Origin of the sequence: Corynebacterium lipophiloflavum DSM 44291 (assembly GCF_000159635.1) — a bacterium.
Classification (GTDB): domain Bacteria; phylum Actinomycetota; class Actinomycetes; order Mycobacteriales; family Mycobacteriaceae; genus Corynebacterium; species Corynebacterium lipophiloflavum.
Genome location: NZ_GG667200.1, coordinates 12,045 through 32,863 on the forward strand (window position 1 = coordinate 12,045; position 20,819 = coordinate 32,863).

21 protein-coding genes are annotated in these 20,819 nt (G+C 63.9%); 7 read left to right on the forward strand and 14 right to left on the reverse strand.

The annotated features are described in order from the left end of the window. Positions 1 to 20: 20 nt before the first annotated feature. The 8 genes from rplI to HMPREF0298_RS12500 form a co-directional block, all read right to left on the reverse strand. A complete protein-coding gene (rplI, locus tag HMPREF0298_RS10900; protein ID WP_006841252.1) occupies positions 21 to 473 on the reverse strand; it encodes a 50S ribosomal protein L9 in 453 nt (150 codons plus the stop codon). Between the two features lie 56 nt (positions 474 to 529). Then, positions 530 to 1,108, reverse strand: a complete 579-nt coding sequence (locus HMPREF0298_RS10905) for a single-stranded DNA-binding protein (protein WP_006841253.1) — start codon at positions 1,106 to 1,108, stop codon at positions 530 to 532. A 54-nt stretch (positions 1,109 to 1,162) separates the two neighbouring features. Then, positions 1,163 to 1,450 (reverse strand): 30S ribosomal protein S6, encoded by a 288-nt coding sequence (rpsF, locus tag HMPREF0298_RS10910; RefSeq protein WP_172808052.1) that lies wholly within the window; start codon positions 1,448 to 1,450, stop codon positions 1,163 to 1,165. Between the two features lie 134 nt (positions 1,451 to 1,584). Next, complete coding sequence (locus HMPREF0298_RS11670; protein ID WP_050758433.1) at positions 1,585 to 1,998, reverse strand: hypothetical protein; 414 nt, start codon at positions 1,996 to 1,998, stop codon at positions 1,585 to 1,587. A 55-nt stretch (positions 1,999 to 2,053) separates the two neighbouring features. Next, the gene (locus HMPREF0298_RS10920) at positions 2,054 to 2,251 is read right to left on the reverse strand and encodes a hypothetical protein (protein WP_006841256.1); all 198 of its coding nucleotides are present in this window, start codon (positions 2,249 to 2,251) and stop codon (positions 2,054 to 2,056) included. Further along, positions 2,248 to 3,735 carry a glycosyltransferase family 87 protein gene (locus HMPREF0298_RS10925; protein WP_006841257.1) on the reverse strand — a complete coding sequence of 496 codons (1,488 nt, stop codon included), beginning with the start codon at positions 3,733 to 3,735 and terminating at the stop codon, positions 2,248 to 2,250. Before HMPREF0298_RS10925 ends, HMPREF0298_RS10920 begins: the two co-directional genes overlap by 4 nt. A 9-nt stretch (positions 3,736 to 3,744) precedes the next feature. Further along, complete coding sequence (locus tag HMPREF0298_RS10930) at positions 3,745 to 5,994, reverse strand: transglycosylase domain-containing protein (protein WP_006841258.1); 2,250 nt, start codon at positions 5,992 to 5,994, stop codon at positions 3,745 to 3,747. Between the two features lie 112 nt (positions 5,995 to 6,106). Then, positions 6,107 to 6,478, reverse strand: a complete 372-nt coding sequence (locus tag HMPREF0298_RS12500; RefSeq protein ID WP_169304987.1) for a DUF5318 family protein — start codon at positions 6,476 to 6,478, stop codon at positions 6,107 to 6,109. A gap of 67 nt (positions 6,479 to 6,545) precedes the next feature. Here HMPREF0298_RS12500 and HMPREF0298_RS10940 point away from each other — a divergent pair, with 67 nt between their 5' ends. Genes HMPREF0298_RS10940 through HMPREF0298_RS10950 form a run of 3 tightly spaced genes read left to right on the forward strand, consistent with a single transcriptional unit; the run spans position 6,546 to position 8,551 of the window. Further along, a complete protein-coding gene (locus HMPREF0298_RS10940) occupies positions 6,546 to 7,037 on the forward strand; it encodes a MarR family winged helix-turn-helix transcriptional regulator (RefSeq protein ID WP_006841260.1) in 492 nt (163 codons plus the stop codon). Positions 7,038 to 7,086: 49 nt separating this feature from the next. Beyond that, the gene (locus HMPREF0298_RS10945; RefSeq protein ID WP_157464480.1) at positions 7,087 to 8,055 is read left to right on the forward strand and encodes a universal stress protein; all 969 of its coding nucleotides are present in this window, start codon (positions 7,087 to 7,089) and stop codon (positions 8,053 to 8,055) included. Between the two features lie 10 nt (positions 8,056 to 8,065). Then, positions 8,066 to 8,551: a hypothetical protein gene (locus HMPREF0298_RS10950; protein WP_006841262.1), complete on the forward strand. Its 486-nt coding sequence runs from the start codon at positions 8,066 to 8,068 to the stop codon at positions 8,549 to 8,551. Here HMPREF0298_RS10950 and trhO read toward each other — a convergent pair. The 5 genes from trhO to HMPREF0298_RS10975 all read right to left on the reverse strand — a co-directional run bounded on the left by trhO (position 8,548) and on the right by HMPREF0298_RS10975 (position 14,927). Continuing rightward, complete coding sequence (gene trhO, locus HMPREF0298_RS10955) at positions 8,548 to 9,447, reverse strand: oxygen-dependent tRNA uridine(34) hydroxylase TrhO (RefSeq protein ID WP_006841263.1); 900 nt, start codon at positions 9,445 to 9,447, stop codon at positions 8,548 to 8,550. The genes HMPREF0298_RS10950 and trhO overlap by 4 nt on opposite strands. 40 nt (positions 9,448 to 9,487) lie before the next feature. Continuing rightward, entirely contained in the window at positions 9,488 to 10,375 is an 888-nt protein-coding gene (locus HMPREF0298_RS10960) for a 3-hydroxyacyl-CoA dehydrogenase (protein WP_006841264.1), read from the reverse strand. Further along, complete coding sequence (locus HMPREF0298_RS10965) at positions 10,376 to 11,071, reverse strand: PIG-L deacetylase family protein (RefSeq protein WP_006841265.1); 696 nt, start codon at positions 11,069 to 11,071, stop codon at positions 10,376 to 10,378. Between the two features lie 26 nt (positions 11,072 to 11,097). Then, positions 11,098 to 12,591, reverse strand: coding sequence for a DUF1846 domain-containing protein (locus tag HMPREF0298_RS10970; protein WP_006841266.1), 1,494 nt, complete (start codon positions 12,589 to 12,591; stop codon positions 11,098 to 11,100). Between the two features lie 128 nt (positions 12,592 to 12,719). Next, positions 12,720 to 14,927: a malate synthase G gene (locus HMPREF0298_RS10975; RefSeq protein ID WP_006841267.1), complete on the reverse strand. Its 2,208-nt coding sequence runs from the start codon at positions 14,925 to 14,927 to the stop codon at positions 12,720 to 12,722. Positions 14,928 to 15,363: 436 nt separating this feature from the next. On the opposite strand from HMPREF0298_RS10975, the gene aceA reads away from it, so the two are divergent. The 4 genes from aceA (at position 15,364) to HMPREF0298_RS10995 (ending at position 19,840) form a co-directional block, all read left to right on the forward strand. After that, positions 15,364 to 16,659 (forward strand): isocitrate lyase, encoded by a 1,296-nt coding sequence (aceA, locus tag HMPREF0298_RS10980; RefSeq protein WP_006841268.1) that lies wholly within the window; start codon positions 15,364 to 15,366, stop codon positions 16,657 to 16,659. A 106-nt stretch (positions 16,660 to 16,765) separates the two neighbouring features. After that, on the forward strand, positions 16,766 to 17,248 hold the full coding sequence (gene rraA, locus HMPREF0298_RS10985; protein WP_006841269.1) for a ribonuclease E activity regulator RraA: 483 nt from the start codon (positions 16,766 to 16,768) through the stop codon (positions 17,246 to 17,248). A gap of 10 nt (positions 17,249 to 17,258) precedes the next feature. Further along, the gene (locus tag HMPREF0298_RS10990; protein WP_006841270.1) at positions 17,259 to 18,053 is read left to right on the forward strand and encodes an Fpg/Nei family DNA glycosylase; all 795 of its coding nucleotides are present in this window, start codon (positions 17,259 to 17,261) and stop codon (positions 18,051 to 18,053) included. Between the two features lie 341 nt (positions 18,054 to 18,394). Next, entirely contained in the window at positions 18,395 to 19,840 is a 1,446-nt protein-coding gene (locus HMPREF0298_RS10995) for a bifunctional ADP-dependent NAD(P)H-hydrate dehydratase/NAD(P)H-hydrate epimerase (protein WP_006841271.1), read from the forward strand. Here the strand turns inward: HMPREF0298_RS10995 and HMPREF0298_RS11000 are convergent. Beyond that, positions 19,832 to 20,770 (reverse strand): Ldh family oxidoreductase, encoded by a 939-nt coding sequence (locus HMPREF0298_RS11000; RefSeq protein ID WP_006841272.1) that lies wholly within the window; start codon positions 20,768 to 20,770, stop codon positions 19,832 to 19,834. The two genes, HMPREF0298_RS10995 and HMPREF0298_RS11000, sit on opposite strands and share 9 nt — an antisense overlap. Positions 20,771 to 20,819: the final 49 nt, after the last annotated feature.

Below are 20,819 nucleotides of genomic sequence, written 5' to 3' on the forward strand. Positions count from 1 at the left end.
GGTCGCCGTCAAGCTGCGTGCTAGGCGCTGACGACCTCGAAGTTCACCTTGCCCTCCACGTCATCGTGGAGTTTGACCTTGACCTGGTAGCCACCGGTCTTGGTAACAAGACCCTTCGGCACATCGATGCGGCGCTTGTCCAGGTCCGGTCCGCCGGCAGCCTTGACTGCATCGGCGATGTCAGCGGGCTGCACGGAGCCGAACAGTTTGCCGGCTTCGGAGGTGCGAACCTTGACCTGCACACCGGTGAGCTGGTCGAGGGTGTCGCGCAGCTCCTTCGCGTGGTCCAGGTCGCGCACCTGGCGGGCAGCCTGCGCGCGCTTGATGTCTTCAATCTGCTTCTCTGCACCGCGGGTGGCGGGGATCGCCAATCCGCGCGGAAGCAGGAAGTTGCGTCCGTAGCCGCCCTTGACCTCGACGATATCGCCGGGCTCGCCAAGCTTGTCAACGGCAGCGGTGAGGATCAGTTTCATGAATCCTAACCTTCCTAGAGTTGAAAAATGGTGATGTGTAAACGGGGTTCAAGCGTTTAGAACGGGGGCTCGTCATCCATCCCGCCGAAGCCGCCGGCCGGCGGCGCGGAGTTCCACGGATCATTCTGCGGCTGCTGGTTGCCGCCCCGGTTGGCCGGAGCCTGCTGGCCGGGGTTCCCACCGGAGTACCCACCCTGGTTCCCGCCGCCGTAGCCGCCCTGGTTGCCTCCGCCCTGGTTGCCGCCGTAGCTTCCGGAGCCGCCCTCACGCGGTGTCCGGTTGACGCTAGCTGTCGCGTACTTCAGGGAGGGGCCGACCTCGTCGACTTCGACTTCGAACACCGTGCGGTTCTCACCTTCGCGGGTTTGGTAGGAGCGTTGCTTCAGGCGGCCGTTGACAATCACGCGCATCCCCTTGCTCAGGGATTCCGCGACGTTCTCGGCGGCTTGGCGCCAGACGTTGCAGGTCAAGAACAGGGCTTCGCCGTCCTCCCACTGGTTGGTGTCACGGTTAAACGTGCGCGGGGTGGAGGCGATGCGGAAATTTGCCACTGCGGCACCGCTGGGGGTGAAACGCAGTTCCGGGTCGGCGACAAGGTTGCCGACAACGGTGATGGGGGTGTCTCCCTGTGCCATGTTCGTTGAGCCTTTCGAAGAAGTGGTCCGTTGTGGTAACGAGCCTATCCGCTCTTACTTGTCGGTGCGGAGAACCTTGGTGCGGAGAACGCCTTCGTTCAGGTTCAGGACGCGGTCAAGCTCAGCGACGGTCTCTGCGGCGCAATCAAGGTTGATCACCGCGTAGATGCCCTCTTCCTTCTTGTTGATCGGGTAGGCAAGACGGCGCTTACCCCACACATCAACCTTCTCTACCGTGCCGTTGTCCTTGCGGACGGTCTCCAGGAACTTATCCAGGGACGGGGCAACGGTGCGTTCATCCTGCTGCGGATCGAGGATAATCATTACTTCGTAGTGACGCACGGACCTCATCACCTCCTATGGTCTGTTTATGGTTTCGGCCACCGCCGATTGGCGATGGCAGGAGGGTCGTTGCGTCAAGCAACCCCCCCAGCCTACAACATGCAGATGGAGGGGCAAAATGCGTAGGGGCAACCCTAACGCTCGACGTCGGTCACCGTTCCATCGGGGAGGATGTCGATCTCGATGCCCTGGAACTTGATCTCGTAGTAACCATCGTCGTCGTAGTCGACCTCAACGCCTGCTTCGTTATTGTTCGCAGCCTGCAGAACACGCTCGACCTCGGCTTCAGTCACGCCCTCGTCGGCAAGTTCTTGGCGCGCCTCGTCCGTGTATCCGGACACAGACGCTGGGAGCTGCGCGGCCTGCTGCTCGGCGGCTTGGTTACCGCCAACCTCGGCCTGGGTGGCGGACGCCGGCGAGGAAACGACCTCGGTGGTCTGCTCCGGTGTCGCGGTCACGGTGACCGTTGAGTTCTCAGCGGGCGTGCCGCACGCAACGAGTGCTGCGGAAGCGAAGGTGGCAAGTGTTGCCGTGAAAGTGCGTTTCATCGGTATCCTCATCTCAGTCGGGGGCACGTTCATCCACCCACTTTATGTATAAACTCTAAGAAATACCAGGATTCGGCGCGGCGACGAACACCGCGAGGATCACCGGAATGACGGTGACGAACACAAACGCGGCAATGCCGAGGCCCACCGCGAGCGGGGTGCGGCGGCCCTTGACCACAACTAGAAACGCCGCCGCTATCAGCGCGAAGCCGATAACGATGGAGGCGATACCCAGAAGAGTTGGCGTAGTCACGATGCCACCTTCTCACGGTCCCACTGCTCCGGGGTAGTCAACAACGGGTCATGGCCGTGGTGCGCCTCAAGGACCTTGTCTCCGCGCCGCCCCAGCATCTGCATGACGACCAACACCATCATCGCGATAATGAGCCCATCGCGGGCGATGACGATGATGTTGACGAACTCCCCCGGCAGGCCCTTGTTGTCGGTGCCGAGCATATGCCACATGAGGATTGGCCAGACCAGCATGTCCACCGTCATCCACGTTGCCAGTAACCGCCAGTGCGGCAAAGCGAGCACTGCGGGCACGACCAGCCACAGCGAGTATTGCGGGCTCCACACCTTGTTGAATAGTAGGAAGAACGCCACGGTGAGAAACAGGATCTGCGCCACGCGGGGATCGCGTGGCGCCAGTAACCCCAGCAATGCAGTGGCGAGACAGCCGGCGATGAAAAGCACCAGGGTCACGGTGTTGAGAATCACCGGGGCACCGTCTCCCGAATCAAACCCGGACCAGCCGAACGCCCGTGAGGCGACGGCGTAGATGGTGGTCCACTCCCAGGAGCGCTCGGTATTGAGACGCTGGAACTCGCTCCAGGCATCGGGGTTGCGCAGGTACACGGGCAGGTTCACCGCGACCCAGCTAACAACAGCCGCGGCGATCATCTTGGCCAGCGGCACCCATTGCCGCTTGCGTATCGCGAGCACAAGGTAAGCCCCGAGCACGAAGAGCGGCCATAGTTTGAACGCCGTGCCGAGCCCGATCAAGGCTCCCGCCAGCCAGAACTTCTCGTTGCGGGCGGCGAGCAGCGCCGCAACGAGGAAAAAGATCGAGGGAATGTCCCAGTTGGTAAACGCGTGCATAATCACCAGCGGGGAAGCGACGACCAGGAGGGTGTCCCACACCCGGTTGCCGGCCAACTCCGCAACCATGCGGGCGGTGGCAACCCATATCACCGCCATCACCAGTGCCGTGAGGTAGAAGTACCAGCCCGCCTCGGGAAGCACCCGATCCGCGAGGAAATAAGTGTTCCTGGCGACAAACCCCATGATGTTCTGAAAAATGCCGGCCAGGACGGGGTACTCCATGTATCGGGTCAGATCTCCCTCGGTCCAGGAAAAATCGTAGACGAACCCTGGCCGATCGAGGCCGCGCCCACCGTACAGGGGGACGATGTCGTTGTAGCAGAATGAGGTGTACTGGCGGTTGCCGCCCCAGTTGAGCTGGAGCACTCCGGAATCGTCCGGTCGCCCCCACGCGCAGTTCGCTTTCGCGAGCGCCGCGAAGCCGAGGAAGACCCAGGCGACCGCCACAATCGCGCGCAGTGGCGACCAGAACCGGGCGCGGCCCAGCGGCGCATGAGCACCCATCGGTCCGCCGAGAAACGTCACCCAGCCCCGGGCCAAGGGTTCACTGCGGCCGGGTTGAACCCGGTCATCGGGCAGCGGCCAGCGGCCCTGTGAACGCTTGCGGTTCTTGGTCTGCGTCTGCTGTCCCACAGTGTGCCGTTATCCCAGGACGTCGTTGAGGAAGTCCTGGACCGGCTCCGGTACGGCGGGTGGCGGCGCGGGTACAGGCGCCGGTGCCGGTTCAGGTTCGGGCGCCGGTGCCGGGGCCGGGGCCGGTGCAGGCGCCGGTGCAGGCGCCTGCTGAACCGCTCCTCCACCGGTGCCGGTACCGGTGCCGGTGCCGTATCCATAGCCGTAGCCGCTGGAGGTGCTGCCCGACCATCGGGAGCCTCCCAGGCCCACGCCACCGCTGTACGGGTTTATGCCCCAGAACACGGGTGTGGCTTCGGGGAAGTCGACCACCTCACGGTTCTCCAGCGCGGAATCCATCACGTCCTTCCAGATCCTCGCCGGAGTATTGGAACCATACATGTTTCCGCCCCACTCGTTGAAGATCGCCGAGGTGTTATCGGCGGTACCAACCCAGACCGCGGTGGCAAGCTGCGGGGTCGCACCCACCATCCACGCGTCCTTGTTGTTGCCGGTGTCACCCAGCTGAGCGGTACCGGTTTTCGCCGCGGCAGGGCGGCCACCCGCCAGGGTGGCGTTGGAGTAACCCACGACGGACTGCATCGCCGTGATGACGTTGTCCGCGACTTGCTGCGCCACGCCACGCTCGGAGTAAGTGTTGTCCATCTCGAACAGGACATCACCCTTCGCGTCGACGACACGCTCGACGAAGTACGTCGGGTGGTGGGAGCCGCGGTTCGCCAACGTCGCCATGGCCGTGGCCATGTCAAGCACACGCGACTGGTACTGGCCCAGTACGATGCCCTCGTACGGCTGGCCGCCGTTCTCGCGCAGTGTCACCGGGATCCCCGGGATGGTGCGCGCCACGCCGAGCGCATGAGCCATGTCGGCGGTGTCCTGGGTGGTGTTGTCCAACTCGTCCTGGATCCTCAGGTAGGCGGTGTTGGAAGAGGTTTTCGTCGCCTCCAGCATGGAGATGATTCCCCCGCCGCCGCCGTCCCAGTTAGTGACAACGTTGTTGCCCGGAAGGGTCACCGGCGAGGAATCGAAGGTCGCCGTGAGCGGAATGCCCTGCTGCAACGCGGCGGCGAGAGCGAAGATCTTGAATGTGGAGCCAGTCTGCAGGCCAGCGTTGGCGTAGTCCCAGCCGCTCGGGTCGTCGCCGCCGTAGTAGGCGCGCACCGCGCCTGTGCTTGGCTCGATGGACACCACGGCCGCACGGGCGTCGTCCTGCAGGTTGGCGAGCCTGTTGCGGGAAACCTGTTCCGCTTGGGCCTGGATCGCGGGATCAATCGTGGTGGTGATCTGCAGGCCGCGGTTGGTCACATCGTCCTCGGTGATGCCGATCTCCTTCAGCTCCTCCATCACCTGATTCTTGATCAAACCGTTCGCGCCGGTGGCCTCAGTGTAGGCGGAGTAGGTGGCCGGGTCACGGGTCTCGGGGTACTGCAGGCCGGCGCGTTCCTGGGGCGTCATCTCCCCCATCTCAACCATGCCGTCCATGACATAGTTCCAGCGGGCGTTGGCGCCCTCGGGGTTGTTCCACGGATCAAGCTGGCTGGGCAGCTGGATGGACGCCGCGAGGACACCCGCCTCCTCGACAGTGAGCTCGCTGGCCGGCTTGTCAAAGAACGCGTGTGCCGCCGCCTCGATGCCGTAGGCGTTGCGGCCGAAATAGACCGTATTCAAGTAAGCGGCGAGGATGTCCTCTTTCTCCCACTGGTTGGTCATCTTAATGGAGTACACAAGCTCCTTGGCCTTACGCTCGTAGGAATGCTCGTTGCCCACCAGGGCGTTCTTCACGTACTGCTGGGTAACGGTCGAACCGCCGCCGGCAGAGGAGTTGCCGGTGAGCTGGCCGATGGCGGCGCGGGCGAATCCGGTGAAGGAAAAGCCCGAGTTGGTCCAGAAGTCGCGGTCCTCGGCCGCCAGTACCGCGTTCTGCACGTGCTCGGGAACGTCCTCCAACGGGATCTGAACGCGGTTGCCCTCCGCCGGAACCGTGCGCGCGAGCTCGGTGGTGGCGTCGGAGAAGTAGATCTTGGAGATCTGGGCGGTTTCGATCTCACCTGGCTGAGGAATGTTAACCCTGGCGTACTGCCACGTGAACCAGGTGAGCGGGATCGCCGCGAGAAGCAGCACGAAGAGAAGGGCGGCGAGGAGCCACTGCTGGGTGCGGGAGCCCTTGATGCTGGCCAGCGATACTCGACGGCTCGGTCCGCCCTTGACGTTGCCCTCGTTGCCAGTTCCCCCGGTCACACCATCTTCGAATTTTGACACGTGATTTCCCTGCGCGTTTCCTCCCTCATGCGCCCGTGCTGCAGACACATGGGGGAACGTACCTTGACTCGTTTAATTGTTTAGGGGACAGATTACTGCCTCCATCGCGAAATCACACTACTGGTACAGCTGTGACTTCCCTCAGCAGGTGGTTCCACCGGCAGTGTGGACACACCTCAACGACGTGGACGGTTACAGGACCGACTTCGCCGACAATTGTGTCGATCTCCTCCGCGCTGCGCGCAGTTCCGGAGCGGCGGCCCAAGTTTTCGCCGTGTATCCATTTCACTTCGCGCATAGTTTGGGCGCAGATGGGGCAGGGTCGCGCGGCGTCAATGCCGTGATGCTCGGCCGCAGCGCGCAGCAAAAAATCGGCGTCACAGACTTCCTCGGCCGTCAGACGCCCCGCCACAAAGTCTTTGAGTATTGTGCGCCGGCGCCACTCGTGAGATACTTCTCGGCTATAGACGAACACGCTTTTCATCGTACTCGGCGGGAGAAGTGTTACGATCTCCACATAATTGGTTTCCCCTACATAAGCTGAGGAACGCATGGCACAAAACGACTCTGCTGAGAACGACGACCAAAACTCACTGGACGCGTACGACATTGCCGAGCGGGTCCGCCCCGCTATGACGAGCTTGTACGTCATTTACTTCCGCAACTCACAGCAGTCCGACCTCACTGGGCCCCAGCTGTCCATTATGACCAGGCTCAAAGAAGACGGGCCGAGCCGCATCAACCGTCTCGCCGAGTCCGAGGGCGTGCGCATGCCCACCGCCTCGAACACCGTGAACCAGCTGGAGAAGCGCGGGCTCGTCCGGCGCAACCGCGACGAAGCAGACCGCCGTGGCGTCAGCGTCGAGCTCACCGCCGAGGGGGAGGCGGAGTTGGTCCGCGTGGGTGATGAGCGCACCAAGTACCTCAGTGAGATGCTGAGCTCCCTTCCGGAAGAGCACCTGCGCAAGCTCGACGAGCTCGCAGACATTATCAACATTCTGGCCGAGAACTACGTTAACGGGTCAAATTCGGGTTCAGATTAACCCCCACCTATGATGAAGGTCGCCTTTACTTCAACTCAAGGTCACCTCAATGTCACTCCGGCCCAATCCACCGCAAAGTTCGTGGACTGTTGACTCCGACAGTCCACTACGAGTCATCGCCGGGTGGAGCGACAAGGACACGGAGGCACTGCAGCTCGCCAGTTGGATAGGCCACTCCGTTCCCATTACCGTTCAGGTTGTTGCACCTTCGCCGGCTACGTGGAAGGCTCCCGGAGCGCCCAACGGTAAGAAATTTCGCAAGTGGTTGCAACGCGAGTCAGATAAGTTTTCCGACCGGGCCCACTCGGCCCTTGAATCGACAGTCGACAGGCAACAGTGGGCGGACGAACCGGTGCGCATGGCGACGTCGGCAAGCGATAGCTCCTCTCTGATCGAGGTGGCGCGTGACTTCGGCGCGGATGTCGTGGTCCTCGGTTCGCGCTCGACCCGGCCGAAAGGAACCTTCCTCGTCTCAACCGTCGCCGATTCGCTTCTCGACGCCAACTCGGTGCCCCTGGTCGTAGCCCCGCGGCACCCGAAGCTGTCGAAGAAGGGAATTACCCGCATCACCTACGTCTACCTCGGTTACGACGGTTTCGACTACCCCTCCGGCCTGCACCAAGCTGCCCGCATCGCGGCGCGTCTCGAGGTCCCCATCCGGCTTCTCGCCATGTCGCCCGACAATCTTTCGGGCGCGGACTTTGACACCAGCATCGACACCCCGAGCGACTCGGCCCAGTGGTACGAAGCCGCCCTCGGACACCTCGATTTAGCCCGTGACTCCGTCTTCGAGGCTGCGTCTCAGGCGCCCGGCAGCACCGTGATCGAGGTGGACGTCGCTGTCGATCACGGCTGGAAGCGCGCGATGCATTCCGTGAAGTGGAAAAAGGGCGACCTCGCCTGCTTCTCGTTTCGACGCCAGAGCCAGTTCAAGCGAGTCTTCTTTTCCGGCCCCACGTCGGAGTTCTTGCGGCACTGCCCTGCCCCCTCCCTTATCTTTCCGCCATCGACTGCGTAAGGTCGTACCCATGAAGGACGAGGAGTACGTGGAGCACCCGGAGAATTTTCCCACTTCCCCCAGTGATCGCTACAACCGCGTGCGGCCCGAGCCGCGCTCGTTCGACGCGCTCGCCTCCGTGCCCGATCCGGTAGAGGTGCAGCAACGCAACAGGGCATCGACTCGCCAGGCGATTTACTACGCCGCCGGTGTCGTGCTCGCCACCTTCGCCGTCGCCTTCGTCCTAGCGCTGATCTCGCGAGCTCAGGGCGGCCCGCTGTGCGACGCCGGACAGGCGACGTGGCTGTGCACACAAAGTTGGCGCACGTGGTGGGCGCTGGGCTCCTCCATTGTCCCCATCGTGGGGCTGCTCGGGTGCGCGGTGATCATGGTGCGCAAGCTCAACCGCTACGAGCGCTGGGTGCCGTGGATGGGCGTGTTTTGGCTGCCGATTGTTCCCTTCACCATGTGGTGGCTGACGGTGACCGTCGGCATCATCGCGCTCGATTCCGTCTAGGCGTCACCGCTTCGCGCCGCGGCGCAGTCCGCGCAGTAGGGATTCTCGGCGCGGCAGTTCTCGCAGCTTAAGTACTGGCTGCGGCAGTCCGGCTCAGCGGCACAGTTGTAGAACTGGTTTGTCGCAGCCGCGCAATGCACGCAGTGACCCAGCTGCACGTAGGCCGGGTCGCCTGGGGCGCCGAACTCGGTGTGCATGCGCTTGTCAAAGACGTAGAGGGAACCTTCCCACAGGCCGGAGTTGCCGTACTTCTCGCCGTAGCGCACGATGCCGCCGTCGATCTGGTAGACCTCTTTGAACCCCCTGTTGACCATGAGACTCGACAGGATCTCGCAACGGATCCCGCCGGTGCAGTACGACACGACCGGTTTGTCCTTCATCCAGTCGTACTTCCCGGATTCCAGCTCGCTGATGAAGTCGTGGGTTGTCTCGACATCCGGCACGACCGCGTTTTTAAACCTGCCGATCTCCGCCTCGCGCGCGTTACGCCCGTCGAAGAAGACAACCTCGTCGCCCCTGTTGGCCACGAGCTCGTTGACCTGCTCAGGCGAGAGGTGGGTGCCTCCGCCGACGACCCCGTGCTCGTCCACTTTCAACTCCCCGGGGACACCGAAGGAGACGATCTCCTCGCGCGCCTTGACGCTGAGCTTGGGGAAGTCGTCCTTGCCGCCCTCCGACCACTTGAACTCAATGCCGCGGAAGTACTCCTTGGTCTTCCTGGCGTAGGTTTTACACGCGCCAATAGGGCCGCCCACCGTGCCATTGATTCCGTCCTTGGACACGACGATGCGGCCGTGAAGGCCCAGCCCCTCGCACAGGTCCCGCTGCCAGAGCCGGACAGCGTCCGGATCCGCGATGGGCTGGAACTTGTAGTACAGGAGGATCTTGCTCGTCATACCCTGATCCTAGGGCATGGTGCGAGCTAGTCCTTCAGCCCTACTTGTCGTAGGTGTAGAAGCCCTGCCCGGACTCGACGCCGATGTGGCCCGCGGCGATCATTTCCTCGAGGATGGAGGAGAACTTGTCCTGCCACTCCTCCTTGTTCCCCTGTGCCCGGCCCACGGCGAGAACCGTGCGCAGGCCGACGATGTCCATGATCTCGAACGGGCCCCTGGGCGATCCCGTGGAGTTGCGCCAGGTCCGGTCGATGTCGGCAGGCTCGGCGATCTCGTTGGCCAGCAGGTACTGGCCAGCCTTCAGCCACGGCACAAAAAGGGTGTTGAGGATGTAACCGGGCTGCTCCTTCTTCAGCTTCACGGGCACCATGCCGATCCGCTCAGCGAAGTCGACGAGGACGTCCACGTACTTCAGGTCCGTGCCGGCGTGAGGCATGATCTCGGCCGTGTTCTGGATCCAGATGTTGTTGGCGAAGTGAAGCGCCAGGAACCGCTCCGGAGAGGAAACGGCGTCCGCGAACTCGCTCGGGAGAAGTGTCGAGGTGTTGGTGGCGAAGATGGTCGCATCCGACGCCGCCGCGCTGGCGCGCCCGAGCACGTCTCGCTTGATGTCGATGTTTTCGGGCACAGCCTCGATGATGAGGTCTGCCTCGCGCACGGCCTCCTCGAGGTCGGTGGTCTGGGTCAGGCGTGCGCGACCCTCGGTCATCGACTCCTCAGTGGCGTCGTCGAGGTCGGCCACAATCCGGGCGCCGAAGGCGTCGAAGCGCTTCGCCGCCGCCGCGAGGGCATCATCGTTGATGTCCCAGGAGACGACGTTGAATCCGCGGAAAGCTGTAACGAGTGCGATCTGTGCGCCGAGAACGCCGGCGCCGAGTACTGTAACGTTTTTGATGTCCATGCCTGAAATGGTACTCCTCTTTTTCATTTATAGCTGACGGGACGCAAACGTGATCGCGTACCGCGTACCCGCCACCTCTCCGCCCTGCTCAGCGGCCCCGCGGACGATTTCCTCGGGGCTCGCGTGGTCCGGCAGAACCTCGAGGTACTGCCGGTGCGACCGCAGACTGGCGATACCGCGGGCGATGTCGCGCTCGCTGACCTCCACGCCGCAGGTCGGCTCGGGGTGGTTGGCAATGAGCAGTGCTTTCGCCTGGTGCTTCTCCCCCAGCTCCGGGAAGAGCCACTCGTTGCCCGCATCGCGCGCTGCGTCCACAGTGGCCAGCCCCGCCGCGCGGTGATCCGCCTGGTTGAGCCCCCAAGGCGCCATCACGTCGAAGTTCTGGGTCACGATGATGGACGGCTTCAGCCGGCGGTTGTAGCCGGCGATCGCCTTGCGCAGCTCGAGGCCGTGCTCGAGCAGGCCGTCGGGGAAGTCCAGCAGAGTGAGCTCCCGCACCCCCACCTGATCGCAGGCGTCGCGCTGCTCCTTCGCCCGCACCTGCGCGGTCTGCGCGGGCTCCATCCCCGAGATGCCGGCCTCGCCGTGGGTGAGCAGAAGGTAGTTGACCTCTATCCCCTCACTCGCCCACTTTGCGACGGCCACCGACGCGCCGTACTCCATGTCATCGGGGTGGGCGACGACGGCAAGGACGGTGTCTTCGGGGGTGAGCTCTAGTTTCATGGGCCCGCGCCTACCCATTTCCGCGCCTATTTCTTGTGGTAGAGCGCCTTCTTCCAGTACTTCGGCTCGGAGGTGACCAGCACACCGAGGTTGCGGAAGATGCCTTCGTCCACGGACCCGAGGATGGTGGTGGTGTGCGCGTCGCAGCCGCGAAGCTGCGGCAGCTGCTCCAGCGCGCGGGCGGCGTCGGGGTTGCGGGCGGCCGAGGCGGACAGGGCGATCAGCACTTCGTCCGTGTGCAGGCGCGGGTTGGCAGAACCGAGATAGGTGGTCTTGAGCGACTGGATCGGCTCGATCGAGTCCGGCGAGAGCAGGTGGACGTCGTCGTCGATGTGGGCCAGCTTTTTGAGTGCATTGAGCAGCACCGCGGCGGACGGGCCGAGCAGGTCCGACGTCTTGCCCGTGACGATCTCCCCGCTGGGTAGCTCCAGCGCGGCACCGGGGTTGCCCGTCGCCTCCGCCACCTCGAGCGCCGGCGCCACCACGGTGCGCATGGACACCGTGCACTCCGCTTTGCGCATCACGTTGGAGATGCGGTCGGAGAAGGTCGAGTCGCGGTCGGTACGGCGCTCGTCGACAAGCTCTTTGAGGTAGCGGCGGATAATTTCCTGCTCCGCCGCGTGGCGGCAGGCCGCGTCGTCCGAAATGCAGTAGCCCGCCATGTTCACACCCATGTCCGTGGGCGACTGGTACGGCTCCTCCCCGGTCACCTCCTTGAGCAGCGATTTGAGCAGCGGGAAGACCTCGATGTCGCGGTTGTAGCTGGACACCTTCTCCCCGTAGGCCTCGAGGTGGTACTGGTCGATGACGTTGATGTCATCCAGATCCGCGGTAGCGGCTTCGTAGGCGAGGTTGACCGGGTGCGACAGCGGCAGGTTCCAAATGGGGAAGGTCTCAAACTTGGCGTAGCCTGCGGGGATGCCGCGCTTGTGCGCGTGGTAGATCTGCGACAGGCAGGTCGCGAGCTTGCCGGAGCCGGGGCCCGGCGCGGTCATGACGATGAGGTCGCGGGTAGTTTCGGCGTACTCGTTGAGCCCGAAGCCCTCGTCGGAGACGATGCGGGCGGTGTCGTTGGGGTAGCCCGGGATAACGCGGTGGCGCGATACCTTCAGGCCGAGGCGCTCGAGACGCTCCACGAAAGCTTCGGCCGGGGCGTTGCCCGGCTCAAGCTGCGTGACCACGACGTTGTCCACCAGGAATCCCCGGCCGCGGAAGACGTCGACAAGGCGCAGCACGTCGTCTTCGTAGGTGATGCCGAGGTCCGCGCGGATCTTCTGGCGCAGGATGTCTTGGGCGTTGACGCACACCATGATCTCGACCTCATCCTTGATGCGCTCGAGCATGGCGATCTTGTTGTCCGGGGTAAATCCGGGCAGGACACGGCAGGCGTGGTTGTCGTCGAAAAGTTTGCCACCCATTTCCAGGTACAACTTTCCACCGATCTGCGCACGCCGGGCACTGATGTGCTCCGACTGCATCTCGATGTACTTCTCGCGGTCAAAACCAATGGTGTACGGCATCAGGCAGTCCTTTCGCGTGGCAACTTAAGAAGTCTAGCGCGCACGCGTGACAACGCCCGCACCCGGCGATCAGGATATTGGTCGCCTTACAGGTGCGGGCGTTGCTCTAGGCGTCGAGAAGCGGGTGCTTAAGCGATACCGTGAATGGCCTTGAACTCGCGGCGCTTCGCGTGCAGGATCGGCTCGGTGTAGCCCGACGGCGACTCCGTGCCCTTTAGGATCAGGTCCTTCGCGGCCTGGAAGCCCACGGACTGATCGAAGTCAGCGGCCATTGGCAGGTAGTTTGCATCCCCAGCGTTCTGCTCGTCGACGACCTTCGCCATGCGCTCGAGAGACTCAATGACCTGGTCCTCGGTGACCACGCCGTGGACCAGCCAGTTAGCCAGGATCTGCGAGGAAATGCGCAGCGTGGCGCGGTCCTCCATCAGGTCGACGTTGTGGATGTCCGGCACCTTCGAGCAGCCGACGCCCTGTTCAACCCAGCGCACCACGTAGCCGAGGATGGACTGGCAGTTGTTGTCCAGCTCCTCGCGCTTTTCTTCATCGGACCAGTTGTCACCCTCGGCGACCGGCACCGTCAAAATGTCGTGCAGGCTGTCGCGGCGGCCGGCGGCGCGCAGCTCCTCCTGCACGGCAAACACATCAACCTGGTGGTAGTGGGTGGCGTGCAGGGTCGCACCCGTCGGGGACGGAACCCACGCGGTGTTCGCACCCTCCTTGGGCTGGCCGATCTTCTTCTCCACCATCGCGGCCATGTGCTCGGTCTCGGCCCACATGCCCTTGCCAATCTGGGCGCGGCCCGGCAGGCCGTGCTCGATGCCAGCATCGACATTGTTGTTCTCGTAGGCCTGCTTCCATGCGGCGGTCTGCAAACCGGCCTTGCGCACGAACGGGCCCGCGTACATGGAGGTGTGAATCTCATCGCCGGTGCGGTCCAGGAAGCCGGTGTTGATGAACACCAGGCGGTCGGCCGCGGCGTCGATGCAGGCATCCAGGTTGACGGAGGTGCGGCGCTCCTCATCCATCACGCCGACCTTGACCGTAAAGCGCGGCAGTCCGAGGATCTGCTCGACGCGGTCGAAGATCTCGTTGGTGAAGGCGACTTCCTCCGGGCCGTGCTGCTTCGGCTTGACGATGTACATCGAACCGGCGCGCGAGTTGCGGTGCGGGTTATCCTCGCGCAGGCCAGGAATGGCGGACGCGACGGTGATGATGCCGTCGAGCAGGCCCTCCGGGACCTCCTCGCCGTCGACAAGGATCGCCGGGGTGGTCATCAGGTGGCCGACGTTGCGGCATAGCATCATCGCGCGGCCGTGGAGGCGAACCTCCTCACCGTCCTTGGAGGTGTAGAAGAGGTCGTCTTCCTGGGTGCGCTCGAAGGACTTGTCGCCCTTAGCGACGGTCTCCGAAATGTCGCCCTTGTTCAGGCCGAACCAGGTGGCGTAGGCCGCGGCCTTGTCCGAGCCGTCGACCGCGGCGGAAGAGTCCTCGAAGTCCATGATCGAGCTCACGGCCGCCTCAAGCACGACGTCCTTGACGTGAGCCTTATCGCCCTTGCCCACCGGGTGCTCGGCATCGATCTGGATCAAGATGTGCAGGCCGTTGTTGCGCAGCACGATCGCCTCGGGGTTCTCAACATCACCCTGATAGCCGACGTAGACCTCGGGGTTGGCCAGCGCAACCTCGCGGCCGTCGACCGTGGCGGAGAAGCTGCCGCCGGAGACGGAGTACTTCTCCACATCGGCGTGGCTTGCACCGTCAAGCGGGACGGCCTTGTCTAGGAAGTCGCGGGCCCACGCGATCACCTTGTCGCCGCGCACCGGGTTGTAGCCCTTGCCCGGCTCTGCGCCACCATCCTCAGGAATGACGTCGGTGCCGTAGAGGGCGTCGTACAGCGAGCCGAAGCGGGCATTGGCTGCGTTGATGGCGAAACGCGCGTTGGTGATCGGCACAACGAGCTGCGGGCCGGCGACCTCGGCGAATTCAGGGTCGACGTTTTCGGTGCGGATCTGGGTCTCGCGGGGCTGGTCGACGAGGTAGCCGATCTCACGCAGGAACTGCTCGTGCTGCTTCGGATCAGGCTGGCCCGGGTTAGCGCGGTAGTATTCATCAAGCTGGCGCTGCAAGTCATCGCGGCGCTCGAGGAGGGCCTTGTTCTTCGGGGTCAGGTCCGCGAAGTAACGCGCGGTCTCAGCCCAGAAAGTGTCGACGTCCATCCCGATCTCCGGCAGGAGAGTGTTGTTGACGAAATCGTGCAGGGGCTTAGCCACCTGGAGGCCGGCGACCTCGACACGTTCGGTGCGGTCTTCGTGGGCGCTAAACGTAGGCGTAGTCATAAAATGCGCATTCCTTTCGGCAGTGTTGCTGCAGTGTTGCGTAGGACTTTCTACCCGAGGTTAGTGAGGCGGGTCACGGAAGTAAACGAGATACTTGGCTTCGCAACCCTCTACTACCCCCGTTCGGTTTTTGGTTTACCCCGCGCCCGTTACCGCTACGGCCATTTACACCCCCTGAGGCTTTGCGCTGCAAACAGTTTGAAAAAGCGCGCAACCAGCAGAACTCTCATTGGGAGGCCAGAAGATGCGGGGGTGGAACTTCGCAAACTTAACAGATCTGGCCCGTCCCCCCGTGCGAAAACTAACACAGGAGAGATATTGACGAAGATCACCCCCACAGCAATACTGGTTACAACGTCACCCGCTTAGTGTCTCAATTCACAGACGGCGGGATCGGCTCGCAGAAACACAATCTTTCCCATTGAAAGGGGCAAGTATGACCACCAACACCGGCAAGGCACGTACCGCAGCAGAGATCCAGAAGGACTGGGACGAGAACCCCCGTTGGGCAGGCGTCCAGCGCGACTACACCGCCGAGCAGGTTGAGAAGCTGCAGGGCACCGTCGTCGAGGAGCACACGCTGGCAAAGCGCGGCGCTGAGATCCTCTGGGAGGGTGTCAACCAGGGCGACGGCAAGTACATCCACGCTCTCGGCGCTCTGACCGGTAACCAGGCTGTGCAGCAGGTCCGCGGTGGCCTCAAGGCCATCTACCTTTCCGGCTGGCAGGTCGCAGGTGACGCCAACCTCTCCGGCCACACCTACCCGGACCAGTCCCTGTACCCGGCCAACTCCGTTCCGAACGTCGTTCGCCGCGTTAACAACGCAATGCTGCGCGCTGACGAGATCGCCCGCGTCGAGGGCGACGACTCCGTCGACAACTGGGTTGTCCCGGTCGTCGCCGACGGCGAGGCTGGCTTCGGTGGCGCTCTGAACGTTTACGAGCTGCAGAAGGCCATGATCGCCGCTGGTGCCGCTGGCACCCACTGGGAGGACCAGCTCGCTTCCGAGAAGAAGTGCGGCCACCTCGGTGGCAAGGTTCTTATCCCAACCCAGCAGCACATCCGCACCCTGACCTCCGCTCGCCTGGCTGCCGACGTTGCCAACACCCCGACGGTTGTCATCGCACGTACCGACGCTGAGGCCGCAACCCTGATCACCTCCGACGTTGACGAGCGCGACCAGCAGTTCCTGACCGGCGAGAAGTCCGCTGAGGGCTACTACTACGTCAAGAACGGCATCGAGCCCTGCATCGCCCGTGCGAAGAGCTACGCTCCGTACGCTGACCTGATCTGGATGGAGACCGGCACCCCGGATCTCGAGCTGGCCAAGAAGTTCTCCGAGGCTGTCAAGGCCGAGTTCCCGGATCAGCTGCTCGCTTACAACTGCTCCCCGTCCTTCAACTGGTCCGCACACCTCTCCCCGGAGGAGATCGCGAAGTTCCAGAAGGAGCTCGGCGCGATGGGCTTCGCCTTCCAGTTCATCACCCTGGCTGGCTTCCACTCGCTCAACTACGGCATGTTCGACCTGGCTCACGGCTACGCTCGCGAGGGCATGACCGCCTTCGTGGACCTGCAGAACCGCGAGTTCAAGGCTGCCGAGGAGCGCGGCTTCACCGCCGTCAAGCACCAGCGCGAGGTTGGCGCTGGCTACTTCGACTCCATCGCCACCACGGTCGACCCGAACACCTCCACCGCAGCCCTGAAGGGCTCCACCGAGGAGTCTCAGTTCTAGTCATCCGCTAGGAAAGAGCGCGTAAGAGAGGGGAAGCCTAGACCAGGGCTTCCCCTCTTTTGCTTCCCGCAACGATTGAAAGGAGTGTTTTCTAATGCCCTCATGCATGGCAACAGCAGATATCGCCGATCTATACGGCGACCAGGAGCAGCTCGCAAGCTGCGACACCCAATTCACCAACTACGGCGGCCACACCGAGTTCTGCGGAGAGATCGTCACCATCAAATGCTTCCAGGACAACGGCCTGGTCAAGAAGACGTTGAACTCCCCCGGCAACGGCCGCGTCCTTGTCGTTGACGGCCACGGCGGGCTGCACACCGCGCTGATGGGCGACATGATCGCCCAGGCTGGCGTGGACAACGGCTGGGCGGGCGTTGTCATCAACGGCGCAATCCGCGACTCTGCTGAGGTTGCGAAGATGCCGTTCGGCTGCAAGGCGCTGGGCACGAACCCGCGCAAGTCGAACAAGGATGGCGCGGGCGAGGTCAACGTCCAGGTCACCTTCGGCGGCGTCGTGTTCCACCCGGGGCACTTCCTCTACGCCGACGCCGACGGCGTCGTGGTCACGGCGGAGCCCATCGACCACTAAACTGGCTAGGATGCCCGAAGGCCACGTCATACACCGGCTCGCCGCGCACCTGAACTCCGGGTTCCGCGGCGGGCCGCTGTCTGTGTCCTCCCCGCAGGGCCGCTTCGATGCCTCGCCTATCGACGCCTCCTCGCTCACCCTGGCCGAAGCCCACGGCAAGCACCTGTTTATCTGCTTCTCGACCGGGCACATTGTCTACATTCACCTGGGCCTGATCGGCAGCTTGCGCTTCGAGCCGGCGCGTGACGTGTGGGGCCAGATCCGCCTGCGCATCGTCGCAGGCGACGTGGCCGCGAACCTGCGCGGACCACAATTTTGCCGCTACGTCTCCCCCGCCGAAATGCAGGCAATCCTCGATCGCACAGGAGAGGACCCGCTGCGTGACGACGCCTCACCCGACGCCCTATTCGCACGCGTGGGGGCGTCGAAACGCACGATTGGCTCGCTCATGATGGACCAAAAGCTCCTCGCCGGCGTGGGCAACATCTACCGCGCCGAGGCCCTCTTCCGGCAGGGCATCTCCCCCTTTGTGCCGGGATGTCAGCTGGAGCGGGATGCTTTCGATGCGGTCTGGGCGGACCTGGTTTCGCTGATGCGCTACGGCGTCGAGCACGGGCGGATCGATACCGTACGCGACGAACATACCCCCGAAGCGATGGGGCGCGACCCGCGCAAGGACGACCACGGCGGGGAAGTGTACGTCTACCGACGCGCGGGTGAGCCCTGTTTTGTGTGCGGCGAGCCGATCGCGGTGCGCAAAGTGGAGGGGCGCAACCTGTTCTGGTGCCCCAAATGCCAGGGGTAGGTGACGCTATTGTCCCTGCTTGTAGATTTTGTAGAGCACCACCGCGATGGCGATGAGCAGCGCAGAGATCGTGATGACGGCGGCGATGGTGAGAAGGATGATGAGAACTTCCGAAATACCCATGGGTTCGACTGTACGCCCCCCTTGGGTGTGACAAATGTTGCATGCCACGTTTCCTGACCTGGGGAAACTTCCAAATGATGCGCCATCTTTGCAACTTTTGTCACTACGCCACCTCCGAGTGTGACAAATGTTGCTCGCCCCCGAATCTGACCTGGGGGAACACCGAAACAGAGTGCGATCCCTGCAACTTTTGTCACTACCCCACCTACAGTGACCTCATGAGCAACCTCGCCTACACCGCTGACCAGATCCGCGCCGCGGAAGCGCCCCTGCTCGACGCGCAGGAGCACCCCGACCAGCTGATGCAAGCCGCCGCGCACCAGGTGTTCAGGGTCGCGCGGGAGTTAGCTGCCAAGGGCAGGGTTCTGCTGCTCGTGGGCAAGGGTGGCAACGGCGGCGACGCACTCTACGCCGGCGCCGAGCTCGCGATGTCCGGGTGCAACGTCGATGCCTGGCGAGCTTTCGACACCGCCCAGCCACGCGCGCTGGAGGCATTCCGCAACGCCGGCGGCGCCCTCGTCGACAGTCCAGAAGGCGACTACAACCTGGTCATCGACGGCATCCTCGGACTCGGCGGCGCCGGCGACCTGCCGTGGACGCTGTCTTTCAATGCCCCGATCCTCTCCATCGACGTGCCCAGCGGGATCAGCGCCGACACCGGTGAGCGCGGCGCCAATCACCTCACCGCCGATTACACAATCACCTTCGGCGGGTGGCGCCTCGCCCACGCACTGGCACCAGAGTGCGGCGTCCAGCTCCTCGCCGACATCGGCGGTCTCGCCGCGCAGCTCGCGACCTCCCCCGGCACACCGATCTACCGGGCGAGCGGCCCCGAAACTGCCTGGCCAGACGGCATCACCCAACTCGGCACCCCGACTCTCGGAACCTCCGAGCCCGGCTTTTACGACGACAAGTACACTGGCGGCGTCGTCGGCATCCGCGCGGGCAGCGGCACCTACCCCGGCGCGGCGATCCTGTGCACCGCCGGCGCTGTCGCTGCCACGCCGGGCATGGTGCGCTACGCGGGCCCGCAGGCGCTGGAAGTCGTGCGCGCGCACCCCGAGGTCGTCGCCACGGACTCGATCGACAGCGCCGGGCGCGTCCAGGCCTGGGTGTTCGGCCCCGGCGCGGGCACCGACGCCGACGCCGCACGCGACCTCGAGCGCATCCTCGGCATGCAGCTGCCAGTGCTTATCGACGCCGACGGGCTGACACTGCTGGAAAAGCACGCCCACCTTCGCCAACAGGTACTCTCAAGGGGGAACCCTACTGTTGTGACCCCCCACGATGGCGAGTTCGCACGACTGCGGCAGGCACTAGAACTGCACGGGGCACACCGCCTCCACGGGACTCGAGAGCTCGCCGAAGCGATGGGCTGCACTGTGGTTCGCAAGGGTCGCGCCACCATCATTGCGAACCCCGACGGCCCAGCCGAGGTCGTTGATATCGGCTCGTCCTGGGCCGCGACCCCCGGCTCCGGCGATGTGCTCGCCGGCGTCATGGGCGCGCGGATTGCACGCGACGGGGCCGAGCGCCTGCACGAGTCCGTGATCGTGCACGGGGAGGCTGCGGCGCTCGCTGCTCGGACGGAGTTTGGCGTCGCGCAGACGTCGGCAAGCGACATTGCTCGCCGCATTCGGGCGGCGACGGCGAAGCTAAGCTAGCTTTTCCCAGGTCGCATCGTCGATGTCAAGCTCGGCGGGAGCGGGACGGGTGCGGCCCGGGATGTAGACCTCGTGCTCGTCGGCGAGCGTCGCGAGGTGTGCCTGCAGGCGTCCGAGGGTACCCGCTCCGAAAAAGTCCGGGTCGATGACCAGCGCGAACAGCCCCACGCGCGGTGGCTCATCGCCCCTATTCGCAGCGCTTTTCGACGACTCCCTGCCCGCCAACATCGCCAGCATTTCAAACACGAGCGCGAGGTTCCCGCCGCGGTGGCCCCCATTGGGCAGCAGCGCACCCTCGTCGACAGCGACACTGGCATCGTCCGTCGGCCGGCCCGCGGCGTCAACGGCCCACCCCTGCGGCAGCGGCTCCCCGCGCTCGGCGTGCTGGCGCACCCGCATAAACGCCGCCGGCGTCGCGGCCTGATCCACCACCATGGCCTCGGGGATACCGAATGTCACAGGGTTTGTGCCGACGACGCGCTCGCCTGAGGCGTTGAGCGTGACAAGGGCGGGTGAGTTCGTCGTGGTCAAGCTGATCAGCCCGTGGCGAGCAAAAAAGCGCGCATACCACCCGAGCTCCCCGGTAGTAAAGGTCTTACGAACCGCGGCGACGGCGACACCATTCGTGCGCGCGATATCGAGGAGCTGGTCGCGGTGCTTTTCCAGCGCGAACTGCGCCAGCCCGTCGTCGGCGTCAATGGCTAGCACGCTGCCGCGCGCCGTCGCAGTGGGGTTAGCTTGGCCGTTGATGCTCCTGTTATCCAACGCGGAGAGGTACGTGAGCAGGTGAAACGCGCCGTGACTTGGCTTGCCAGCGAGTTCGGCGTCGAGAAACACGCCGGCCGAGGACTCTGCCTGCTCCTCGCTCATGCCATGGGCGCGCAGGGCGTCGAAGAACGTGGTGCGGACCGTGTCGATGCCGAGCTTCATAGCCTCCAAGGTAGTGGGTTCGCGTGGGTGGAGATTGCGAGATGCATTT

Bases quoted from the DNA above. Each gene is read 5' to 3' on its own strand.
- rplI (WP_006841252.1), bottom strand. From the start codon at position 473: ATGAAACTGATCCTCACCGCTGCCGTTGACAAGCTTGGCGAGCCCGGC.
- HMPREF0298_RS10905 (WP_006841253.1), bottom strand. From the start codon at position 1,108: ATGGCACAGGGAGACACCCCCATCACCGTTGTCGGCAACCTTGTCGCC.
- HMPREF0298_RS11670 (WP_050758433.1), bottom strand. From the start codon at position 1,998: ATGAAACGCACTTTCACGGCAACACTTGCCACCTTCGCTTCCGCAGCA.
- HMPREF0298_RS12500 (WP_169304987.1), bottom strand. From the start codon at position 6,478: ATGAAAAGCGTGTTCGTCTATAGCCGAGAAGTATCTCACGAGTGGCGC.
- HMPREF0298_RS10940 (WP_006841260.1), top strand. From the start codon at position 6,546: ATGGCACAAAACGACTCTGCTGAGAACGACGACCAAAACTCACTGGAC.
- HMPREF0298_RS10945 (WP_157464480.1), top strand. From the start codon at position 7,087: ATGTCACTCCGGCCCAATCCACCGCAAAGTTCGTGGACTGTTGACTCC.
- HMPREF0298_RS10950 (WP_006841262.1), top strand. From the start codon at position 8,066: ATGAAGGACGAGGAGTACGTGGAGCACCCGGAGAATTTTCCCACTTCC.
- trhO (WP_006841263.1), bottom strand. From the start codon at position 9,447: ATGACGAGCAAGATCCTCCTGTACTACAAGTTCCAGCCCATCGCGGAT.
- HMPREF0298_RS10960 (WP_006841264.1), bottom strand. From the start codon at position 10,375: ATGAAAAAGAGGAGTACCATTTCAGGCATGGACATCAAAAACGTTACA.
- HMPREF0298_RS10965 (WP_006841265.1), bottom strand. From the start codon at position 11,071: ATGAAACTAGAGCTCACCCCCGAAGACACCGTCCTTGCCGTCGTCGCC.
- HMPREF0298_RS10970 (WP_006841266.1), bottom strand. From the start codon at position 12,591: ATGCCGTACACCATTGGTTTTGACCGCGAGAAGTACATCGAGATGCAG.
- HMPREF0298_RS10975 (WP_006841267.1), bottom strand. From the start codon at position 14,927: ATGACTACGCCTACGTTTAGCGCCCACGAAGACCGCACCGAACGTGTC.
- aceA (WP_006841268.1), top strand. From the start codon at position 15,364: ATGACCACCAACACCGGCAAGGCACGTACCGCAGCAGAGATCCAGAAG.
- rraA (WP_006841269.1), top strand. From the start codon at position 16,766: ATGGCAACAGCAGATATCGCCGATCTATACGGCGACCAGGAGCAGCTC.
- HMPREF0298_RS10990 (WP_006841270.1), top strand. From the start codon at position 17,259: ATGCCCGAAGGCCACGTCATACACCGGCTCGCCGCGCACCTGAACTCC.
- HMPREF0298_RS10995 (WP_006841271.1), top strand. From the start codon at position 18,395: ATGAGCAACCTCGCCTACACCGCTGACCAGATCCGCGCCGCGGAAGCG.
- HMPREF0298_RS11000 (WP_006841272.1), bottom strand. From the start codon at position 20,770: ATGAAGCTCGGCATCGACACGGTCCGCACCACGTTCTTCGACGCCCTG.